Below are 7978 nucleotides of genomic sequence, written 5' to 3'. Positions count from 1 at the left end.
CTACGATACTCAAAGCCGAAAGATGAAAGAGAGCGTAGATAGCACAACGACTGCTGTTATCGACAGTACCAAAGAGAGACTTGATGATGTGGCTAATGATTTTAGCTATAACTTAGTCAAGTATCTTAGCTGGAAGATAACCGCTATGCTTGGAGCTGTCTGCCTTTGCATTATGCTGCTAACGTTTGGTTCAGCTTGGTTGTTTATTCCTAGTAAGGCTGAAATTTCTCAAAGGCAGTCTCAATACAATGCGCTTGAGAAAGCTCAATTATTTAATAAGGTTGTTCAAGCTGATGATGGTTACTATGCAGAAGTCGATACGAGTAAATGCAGAAAAGATTTCAAATCTAAATTTTGGAGTAATTCGACTTGGTGCAAATTCAAGTAACTACTACCTAATTCTAAGCAATAAGAAATCGCTTTTTATTCTTTAGTTATCAACAACCAAAAAGGCTTTTAATGTTTTTAATGCTTTTAAAAGCTTTTAACTTGGCTGGAAGCATTGTTATTATTGGGCTGCGCAGGTCATTAAGGGACGTTTACCTGTCAATTAAGGGACGTTTACCTGTCAATTAAGGGACGTTTACCTGTCAATTAAGGGACGTTTACCTGTCAATTAAGGACATTGTTTGTTTACGACCATTAAGGGACGTGTTAAATTAGTGTCATTTATTAGAATGGGTTTACAGATATGAGCAACAAAAAGTTAAAAAATGAGGTTGTTAAAACTCACAGGCTAAATACAGCTCTACAAAAATTATCACTTGCTGAAATTCGACTTATGCAGTTAGCGATTATAGACGCGAGAGAAACAGGAACAGGCATAGATACCGTAACTCCCTTACCTATCCACGCAAGCCGCTATGCTGAAGCGTTTGGTGTCACAAGACAAACGGCGTACGAAGTTCTTATTGAAGCTGAAACCTCTTTATTTAAGCGTTATTTTACATTTCTCGATGAACGGGATGGTAAGCCAGTTAAGTCTCATTGGGTAAGTCAGGCAAAGTATTTAGATGATGAAGCAATCATAGAAATAATGCTTACACCTGCTGTAGTTCAAGAGATTACACGTATTGATGCTATAGAAGCTAAAACGCTATTCACAAGATTTGCGCTTGAGCAGGTAGCACCAATGAAGAGTGTATACTCTGTTAGGTTATACGAACTACTCAACCAATGGAGACAAGCAAAAAAGGTAAGTTTTGATCTAGATGTTTTCAGAGGGCAGTTAGGTGTTGAAGATACTGAATACAAGGCAATGAGCGACTTTAAAAAGCGCGTTTTAGACCTTGCTGTGAAAGAGATAAATGAAAAATCAGACCTAAAAGTCAGCTACGAACAGGTTAAAAAAGGCGTGGCTATAGCAGGCTTTAAATTTAAGGTATTAACTAAGGCTCAACCAAAAAATGCGAAGCAAGAAGCTGTCAGAGATGTGAACACAGCAGATATGTTCACGATTGAAGGGCTAAATGATAAACAGTTAGGACGTATCGTTCGCAATCCTGCTTTCATGGCAGAATACAATCATTTAGTAAGCCCGACTAGCCCAGCTGGACAGTCGCAGCAAGGATGGGAGTTCGAAATGATTAATCGTCTTAAAAAAGACGCTTCTGATTTTCAAAAGCGTCCTATTAGAGAGTATCTTGAGTATTAAGCCTTACAATTTTATTTAGAAGATTTCCTGCGGTTGCATTCACGGCAAAGCATCTGACCATTAATAAGCTCTGTTTTGCCACCTTGTGACCAAGGTGTTATATGGTCAGCTTCCATCTCATTAAGCTCGAAATGTTCTGTGCATGCCTTACAAATACCTTTCTGACGCTCATACATAGTTCGTTTATGGCTATCTGTAAAAGTGCGTATACTCAAATGTTTTTCGTTTTTCGTGAGTAAATACTCGTATATACCTTTTTTCTTTGTTACTTCATCATCAGCCATTAGACGAGTTGTTTCTATTTCCAAAGTAGTTGGATCGAGGTTGTCGTCTTTGTGAGTATTGTAAAGAACTCCCCAAGATATACCCTTCATTTCCTTTCGGTGCTTTGGAAATGTAGCTTTGACCCAGCTAATAACAGCTTGGAAATAGAGCCATAAGGGGTTGGCGTTTGTTTCATGTTGGTGCCTAGCCATATAATCCTCTATGTCACCATTGTTTATCCAAGAAATAGTGGTTTCGAGGTAGTCTTGCCTGATAGGTGTGCCTGTCATGTACTTTTCGCCAAGTTGCCAAGCAGCACACTGTGTCTTAGAAAAATAACGCTTAACGTCTGTTGTCCATGACCCTGCATACACTGCATTACGTAGCTCTTGCTCAGTAAGTTTTTCTCCAGCAATATTAATGGTTCTGAACCAGTCCAGCTTTTCACTGTCTGCTCCTTCACATTGGTAGACTGTCAATTCGTAACTAAGAATTGCATCCTTTTCATCTTGTTGTAGATTATGAAAATACCGATCTTTATATGAAAAAGCACCGTCTACATACTGGCAAATTGAGATCGTGCGCTGCTGACCATCAATAATTTCAAAGCCGTTTGGTATTACAGCCCAATACATTGTATTGAGAGGAAACCCTCTAGTAACCGTATCAATTACTGCCTCGCGCTGTTTATCGTTGTAAACAAATTCACGCTGGTAAGGTGGACGAATATTTAATAGTCCGTTATAACCTAATACTCCAGCCTCTTCGTTATCTTGGTAATTCTCCACCAATTTCTTGATAGTAATTTTCTTTAATGTAATATCCATTTATGTCTCTTAAATTATCGGATTTCGGTTGCGAATAAAAAGTCGCTTGTAAACCTGTCTACCATTGATACTCACATCGAAACTAGCACCTTCTTTATGGTAGCCCACTGGTTCTCCATAAGAGTAACTGCAACCAATAATTTCGAACTGTTCGGGATTGTATTTGGTAAGAAAAGTAATCGGAACCCCCATAGCCCCATCATAATCTAAAGGGATATTCTGAGTCCTTGATACTTCAATTGCATTGTAATTATCATAATATGGATAATCTGCCTCGTTACCCTGATAGCGCTGTACTAATATAATTTCTTCATGGCGCTTCTTGTTGTCAAGATTAGTGTACCAAACGACTCCAGATACTCGAATCATACCCTCTTTGTGATCAGCATCAGAAGCTGTATCCTCATAGTGAGGAGCAATAAAATGAGCCATATTACGTTTGAACCCATAACCGAGCCACATTTTATTACTCTTAATAAGAGGGAATATATCCTTATAGGTAATAGAGTTCTGGTTGCCTATAATAATAAATTTTTTGTCATAATCGGCTAGTTGGGAAACATATTCACTGAATAGTGAAAAAGGTGGGTTTGTAACAACAATATCAGCTTCTTTTAAAATCTCTATACATTCTTGGCTGCGAAAATCGCCATCACCATCCAATGGAGTCACACCAATATCATCAGGACTTGGTAAGCTATTCTCAGCCCCACCGGTATACTCAAGCTTTATAGATACTTCTGAATTACCTTGGCTAAATAGATCAACTTCTTGGCTTTTATAGCAAGTTGTAATCAGTTTTTTTAAACCAAAAAACTCAAAGTTTTTTGCAAAATACTCAAAAAAAGCACTTATATATGGGTCATCGCAATTACAATAAACAACCTTGCCTTTAAATTGATTACGGTAATGTCGTAACTCTCTTTCAATATCAACTATTTGAGTATAAAACTCGTCCTTTTTATTGCGCTTTGCTGAGTGCAGACCGCTATTTTCGTTTGCCATGTGTGTCGAGACCTCAATATATTTATTCAAAATTATCTTAAGATAAAGCCTTCTGGCAATTAGTCACCAAAAGGCTCTTTTAATTAAATAGTCGCTTATATCCAAGCAGTTACAGTTACTTTGCCCACAGCATCGTTGGGTTGTCTTGAGACTTAGAAACACCAGTAGATATAACCAAGTAATGCCCTTCTAAAATCACGTCGATATTTTCTGGATTTCTATTCTTCTCAGGCGCAACTAGTGGTTTGGCTGTCTTTTTAGACCGAGTAAGGTTTTCTCTTTTTAAGTTTTGGTTGAGGATTTTCATGATTCTAATACTCCTTTTAATTCTGACTTACAGTCAGAAAGTCGAGTATGACAATGTGCTTTTACTTTCCTTGGAAGGGAAGTTCCTTTGGCTTTTGTAGTGGTAATACTGTAAAGACCAGACTCATCACGAGAAACTACGACGTCAGTTACAGTCTCACCAATACACTTAGTCCACTTATGAGTGGAGTTGCTTGGCTCATAAGCCCAATCAATGGTCTTTTCTACAGTACTTAACTCATTGATTAAGTTAAGAACATCACGATGCCTATCTTCAGTATTTACACTCAATGCTTTATTGATAATTTTTTGTACTTTCTTCGGAATATGAGGTAAGTAGCTACTACGATCAGGAAACGATCCTGTTCTAATGGCTTCTCTATAATCAACCCATGTTGGAAATTTTTCAAGTTGCTTATTGAAATGCTCATCACCATTTAACAGTCTATATATTGTTAGCCCACTCAAATATATATCGTATTGAATGGTTTTATCATTACTTGTGAGAGTTTCAGGTGGTAGATGCTTTGTATAGGCTCTATCTTGACTTATTTGACCGTATTCATTCATTAGTTTAGCAAGCCCAAAGTCTGACAGTAGTGCTTCATCACTATCTGAAAGCAGTATGTTGTCTGGCTTTATGTCACAATGAATCAAACCCTTAGAATGAATATGATGAAGGCCAGATAAAAACTGTATAGAGTAACGAATAGATTCCCTAACAGTAAGAAAGCGCTTATTAATCAAAGATTTTAAAGACCCCTTCTTGTAGAAAGGCATTGCTATATAAATATGATCAACATCAGAACAGCCATACATTACGTTAACAATATTACTATGATAAGAGGTACTTAGTTTTTTTGACTCTTCGTAATACTCATCTTCATGTAGCATACTTTTCTTTTCAATTTTCTTAACAGCTATCTCTTTATCAAGTTGTTTGTCATGAGCAGTGTAAACTTGTGAGTTCCTCCCCTCTTGACCAATCTCTTTTGTAAGCTCAAAATTTAACTCAGCAGTATGTAATCCAATAGTCATTACTTAATCCCCAGTGAGCTAATAGCTGACATAATACTTTCACGCTCTTCCAATTTAAATTGCTTCCATTCCTCAATACCCTCAAAGTCCTTTTCACCTTGGGAGTAGACTTTGAAGTCTTCTCTTTTTATTTTCAAACGTGAGCTTATATTGGATATTTGTCCAATGAAGTACTGCTCAATGGTAGAGCTTGCAAATAACTCTTGAATCACTCCTTCAATATAAATCCTATCTATACTTAAGCTCTTAGCACTAGTCTCACTTATTCGAATACAAGCATTCGTCACTTTGAACTCATGGATGATGTCGCTCAGGGTGTTTCTGATATATTTCAACTTTTCTGGAGTTTCTAAAGCTTTAGGATTAACTATTTTGTCTATAGCTTCGAATTCAATACCCTCACCTTTAAGTGATACTACTGTAAAGTATATTATTGAGGGTGTTACTCGAATCCCTATTGATGTTTTCATAAAAAGAGAGCCTTAGCATTATGTGAGATATTCTCAAGATAGCTCTGTGATCATTTCTGAATACAGAGGTACTTATAGGTATAGACGAAGCATAGTGTAACAAGAATTACTATATTAGCCACTAATAAAAATATCTCTACAGGGTAAAATGGTTGTCGCCCTCTGCGTAAGAGCGCGTTTTCGAGAACTGTGATATATTCACCTAACGGTTCATATTTCCCAATTCTCAAAACACGTTGGGGACACCCCAAACCCCAAAAAACCATGCTCAAAATAGGCAGTCGTTATGGCGATATTCATGGCAAGCACCAAGTCAGTATCCAGAGCAAAAGGACAAAGTGCCATTGCTGCTGCCGCTTATCGTGCTGGTGATAAATTGCTCGATGAAGATAAAGATCACGGCAAGCTACACGACTATAAAAAACGCAGTGGCGTATTAAGTGCCGATATTATTCTGCCGACTGCTTTAGCTGATGGTGAGATTGGCAGAGCCGAATTATGGAACATGGCAGAACGTAACGAGACCCGAAAAAATAGTCGCGTGGCTCGTGAATGGCTGATTGCCTTACCCCATGAATTGAGTGAACAAGATCGCAAGGATTTAGCCCATGACTTCGCTAGAACCTTAGCCGATAGATATCAGGTAATCGCAGATTGTGCGATCCATGTGCCAACCGATAAAGAAATCGAGCGCGGCGCAAGCCCTCTTAACTTCCATGCCCATATCTTATTGACCACGCGCACTGCCACCATTAACGATGACGGCAAAATCTACCTCACCAAAGACAAAGCCGACAGCGAAATATCAGACGATGACCGCAGAAAAAAGGGTTTGCCGCGCATGAGCGTAGAGGTTAAAGCGGTGCGCGAACTGTGGGAACACAGCGCCAATAAAGTGCTGGAAGCAAAAGGGCACAACCTGATCGACAGCCGTAGTTATAAGTCACAAGGTATTAATCTAGTGCCGCAAATCAAGATGGGTAAAGACGCTACGCACATGGAGCGTAAAGGGATACCAACTGAGAAAGGGCAGTTTAACCGTGAGATTATCCAGTCTAATGAATTGGTTTGGAACAAACACTTAGACGACAACCAAAAAACCAACGATAAAGCGGATCGAACCATCGCAGATTTGCGTGAAAGTAAGCTATTCATCGCCCCAGCTGCGCCTAAACCTGAGTTTAAACCCCGAAAAGTTACTCAGGAGAGCATAGACCGCGCCAACGATACGGTAAATAGATTAAAAGCGGTACGACTTAACCGCGAGAAGGCACAGCAAGCCGAGCAAGAGCGCCTAAAACAGCAGCAATTAGAAACAAAGCAACGAAAAGAGCGAGAACAGGCCGAACAAGAGAAGCTAGAGCGTGCGCAGCGCCGAGAGCAGAGACTTGCAAGAATTGCAGCAGAGAAAGCAGAGTTCACTCACTACTATCAGCAGCTAGAACAGCAGCCCCTTAGCGTTGATCAGTCGCACTTGCAGAAAATCGATCAAAACAGCGAGTTTGGCCAGCATCTTGTCGCCATTCTAGCCACAAATAGCCACATGCAAGCGCTGACACGCTATCAAGAAGATCCTAATACTACCAAACACCAAAGAACGCTTGCAGAGCTACAGTATGAGCGTTTAGGCAATGATCTTATCTCACATTCACAATCGGCATTAGAGATCGTAAAAGACTTACGACACAGCGTGTCGCAAAAGGCCGATACAGCGGCATTAAAGGGCGTATTTGATGCTATGGTACCCGAACATAAGCAAAACCTCTCTGAGATGCAGCAGGAGCGCTTACAGAGTATCTCAGTAGCCATTAATGACCATAGCCATGATATCAGTCGAAGTCGTGGCATGACCCTAGGATTTTAGATATGACCGACAACGCCCAGTCGATTGCAATAGAAGAATTAGTACTCACCCTTCACGCACTGATTGAACAACAACAAGAGCTATTAGTAGACAGTCAGGCTCAGAGTAAAACCAATGATGAGCATGTACAGCAAATATCCGCAATGATAAAGCAGCTCACTGGGCTATTAAAAACCTATCAGGATAAAGAACAGCTGATCATAGATAACACCAATCAGACACTCAAAAATAATATCAATGCTGCTTTTCAGCAAAACCAAAAATCCTACCATGCACTGATAGATCAAGGGTTTACCACGCATATAGACACAGCCACCAAAAGACTATCAACGGTTGCCGTTAAGATTGAAAAGCAAATTGACGATCTTGATACTGCTGCTCATAACTCAAAAACTGAATTTGAGAGCAGACAGGGCTTTTTCAAAACGTATGAGGATACCTACGATACTCAAAGCCGAAAGATGAAAGAGAGCGTAGATAGCACAACGACTGCTGTTATCGACAGTACCAAAGAGAGACTTGATGATGTGGCTAATGATTTTAGCTATAA

The 7978-nt window shown here is 39.4% G+C and carries 9 protein-coding genes; 4 read left to right on the top strand and 5 right to left on the bottom strand.

Annotation, left to right across the window (positions count from 1 at the left end; genetic code table 11):
• Both HQR03_RS13690 and repM read left to right on the top strand, forming a co-directional pair.
• On the top strand, window positions 1–388 hold a 388-nt coding region (locus tag HQR03_RS13690; RefSeq protein ID WP_217271609.1), incomplete at its 5' end, for a hypothetical protein.
• 303 nt (window positions 389–691) lie between these two features.
• Window positions 692–1654: a replication initiation protein RepM gene (repM, locus tag HQR03_RS13685; protein WP_173240552.1), complete on the top strand. Its 963-nt coding sequence runs from the start codon at window positions 692–694 to the stop codon at window positions 1652–1654.
• An 11-nt stretch (window positions 1655–1665) separates the two neighbouring features.
• Here repM and HQR03_RS13680 read toward each other — a convergent pair whose 3' ends face one another.
• The 5 genes from HQR03_RS13680 to HQR03_RS13660 all read right to left on the bottom strand — a co-directional run bounded on the left by HQR03_RS13680 (window position 1666) and on the right by HQR03_RS13660 (window position 5564).
• Entirely contained in the window at window positions 1666–2745 is a 1080-nt protein-coding gene (locus HQR03_RS13680) for an HNH endonuclease family protein (RefSeq protein ID WP_173240550.1), read from the bottom strand.
• Window positions 2746–2754: 9 nt separating this feature from the next.
• The gene (locus HQR03_RS13675; RefSeq protein ID WP_173240548.1) at window positions 2755–3750 is read right to left on the bottom strand and encodes an adenine-specific methyltransferase EcoRI family protein; all 996 of its coding nucleotides are present in this window, start codon (window positions 3748–3750) and stop codon (window positions 2755–2757) included.
• Window positions 3751–3865: 115 nt separating this feature from the next.
• The gene (locus HQR03_RS13670; RefSeq protein ID WP_173240546.1) at window positions 3866–4057 is read right to left on the bottom strand and encodes a hypothetical protein; all 192 of its coding nucleotides are present in this window, start codon (window positions 4055–4057) and stop codon (window positions 3866–3868) included.
• The gene (locus tag HQR03_RS13665; protein WP_173240544.1) at window positions 4054–5094 is read right to left on the bottom strand and encodes a serine/threonine-protein kinase; all 1041 of its coding nucleotides are present in this window, start codon (window positions 5092–5094) and stop codon (window positions 4054–4056) included. The genes HQR03_RS13670 and HQR03_RS13665 overlap by 4 nt, the downstream gene beginning before the upstream one ends.
• Window positions 5094–5564 carry a hypothetical protein gene (locus tag HQR03_RS13660; RefSeq protein ID WP_173240542.1) on the bottom strand — a complete coding sequence of 157 codons (471 nt, stop codon included), beginning with the start codon at window positions 5562–5564 and terminating at the stop codon, window positions 5094–5096. Before HQR03_RS13660 ends, HQR03_RS13665 begins: the two co-directional genes overlap by 1 nt.
• A 298-nt stretch (window positions 5565–5862) precedes the next feature.
• Here HQR03_RS13660 and HQR03_RS13655 point away from each other — a divergent pair, with 298 nt between their 5' ends.
• On the top strand, window positions 5863–7428 hold the full coding sequence (locus HQR03_RS13655) for a MobA/MobL family protein (RefSeq protein WP_173240540.1): 1566 nt from the start codon (window positions 5863–5865) through the stop codon (window positions 7426–7428).
• 2 nt (window positions 7429–7430) lie between these two features.
• Window positions 7431–7978, top strand: a 548-nt coding sequence (locus HQR03_RS13650) for a hypothetical protein (protein ID WP_173240538.1), incomplete at its 3' end; no start/stop codon positions are given.

The organism is Psychrobacter okhotskensis (assembly GCF_013248965.1).
Classification (GTDB): domain Bacteria; phylum Pseudomonadota; class Gammaproteobacteria; order Pseudomonadales; family Moraxellaceae; genus Psychrobacter; species Psychrobacter okhotskensis.
The sequence above is the reverse complement of the archived record's forward strand: the minus strand, read 5'-3'. Positions and strand labels throughout refer to the sequence as shown.

Bases quoted from the DNA above. Each gene is read 5' to 3' on its own strand.
- HQR03_RS13670 (WP_173240546.1), bottom strand. From the start codon at position 4,057: ATGAAAATCCTCAACCAAAACTTAAAAAGAGAAAACCTTACTCGGTCT.
- HQR03_RS13680 (WP_173240550.1), bottom strand. From the start codon at position 2,745: ATGGATATTACATTAAAGAAAATTACTATCAAGAAATTGGTGGAGAAT.
- HQR03_RS13665 (WP_173240544.1), bottom strand. From the start codon at position 5,094: ATGACTATTGGATTACATACTGCTGAGTTAAATTTTGAGCTTACAAAA.
- HQR03_RS13660 (WP_173240542.1), bottom strand. From the start codon at position 5,564: ATGAAAACATCAATAGGGATTCGAGTAACACCCTCAATAATATACTTT.
- repM (WP_173240552.1), top strand. From the start codon at position 692: ATGAGCAACAAAAAGTTAAAAAATGAGGTTGTTAAAACTCACAGGCTA.
- HQR03_RS13675 (WP_173240548.1), bottom strand. From the start codon at position 3,750: ATGGCAAACGAAAATAGCGGTCTGCACTCAGCAAAGCGCAATAAAAAG.
- HQR03_RS13655 (WP_173240540.1), top strand. From the start codon at position 5,863: ATGGCAAGCACCAAGTCAGTATCCAGAGCAAAAGGACAAAGTGCCATT.